General features: G+C 64.2%; 1 protein-coding gene and 1 pseudogene. One reads left to right on the top strand and one right to left on the bottom strand.

The window, feature by feature from the left end:
• Nucleotides 1–284 (top strand): annotated as a pseudogene (locus AB0H42_RS35720) (GDP-mannose pyrophosphatase); the annotation flags it as partial.
• Nucleotides 285–334: 50 nt separating this feature from the next.
• Here AB0H42_RS35720 and AB0H42_RS35715 read toward each other — a convergent pair.
• On the bottom strand, nucleotides 335–1,239 hold a 905-nt coding region (locus AB0H42_RS35715), incomplete at its 5' end, for a transketolase C-terminal domain-containing protein (protein ID WP_357064307.1).

Genomic DNA, 1,239 nt, shown 5'->3' with positions numbered 1-1,239 from the left:
GCCGCGAAGCGGTGGAGGAGACCGGTTTTCAGGTCAGCGAGGTGAAGAAAATCTTCGAAGCGTACATGTCGCCGGGCGGCGTGACTGAAATCGTGCACTTCTTTATCGCCGAATACCATGATGATGAGCGGCGCGCGGCCGGCGGCGGCATTGAAGATGAAGATATTGAGGTGATCGAACTGCCGTTTCGCGACGCGGTGGCGATGATCGCCGACGGCCGGATTAAAGACGGCAAGACCATCATGCTGCTGCAGTATTTGCAGATTCATCGGGTGATGGAATAAAAAAAGCCGGTCATGATGACCGGCTTTGTTATCGGCATGCCCCCGGCCGCTTACTTCAGCAGCGCTTGCGCCTTGGCCACCACGTTGTCCACGGTGAAGCCGAATTCGGCGAACAGCTGCTCCGCCGGCGCCGACTCACCGAAGGTGGTCATGCCCACGATGGCGCCGTTCAGGCCCACGTACTTGTACCAGTAGTCCGCGATACCCGCTTCCACCGCCACGCGCGCCGTCACCGCCGCCGGCAGCACCGACTCGCGGTACGCCGCATCCTGCTTGTCGAACGCGTCGGTCGACGGCATCGACACCACGCGCACCTTGCGGCCCGCTGCGGTCAGCGTGTCCGCCGCTTCCACCGTGATACCCACTTCGGAGCCGGTGGCAATCAGGATGACGTCCGGCGTGCCCGCGCAGTCTTTCAGCACGTAGCCGCCGCGGTACACGTTCGCCAGCTGCTCTGCGGTGCGCGGCTGCTGGGTCAGGTTCTGGCGCGAGAACACCAGGGTGGTCGGGCCGTCGTTGCGCTCGATACCGTACTGCCACGCCACCGCCGATTCCACCTGGTCACACGGGCGCCAGGTGCTCATGTTCGGGGTCACGCGCAGGCTCGCCAGCTGCTCCACCGGCTGGTGGGTCGGGCCGTCTTCGCCCAGACCGATGGAGTCGTGGGTGTAGACGAACACGTTGCGCAGCTTCATCAGTGCCGCCATGCGCACCGCGTTGCGGGCGTATTCCACGAACATCAGGAAGGTCGCCGAGTACGGCAGGAAGCCGCCGTGCAGCGCGATGCCGTTGGTGATGGCGGTCATGCCGAACTCGCGCACGCCGTAATGAATGTAGTTGCCCGCCGGGTCAACGTTCAGCGCTTTCGAGCCGGACCACATGGTCAGGTTGCTCGGCGCCAGGTCGGCAGAGCCGCCCAGGAACTCCGGCAGCACCTTGCCGAACGCTTCCAGCG

It is taken from the genome of Nocardia sp. NPDC050799, from assembly GCF_040654015.1.
Taxonomy (GTDB): domain Bacteria; phylum Actinomycetota; class Actinomycetes; order Mycobacteriales; family Mycobacteriaceae; genus Nocardia.
This window is presented reverse-complemented; position numbering and strand designations above follow the sequence as displayed.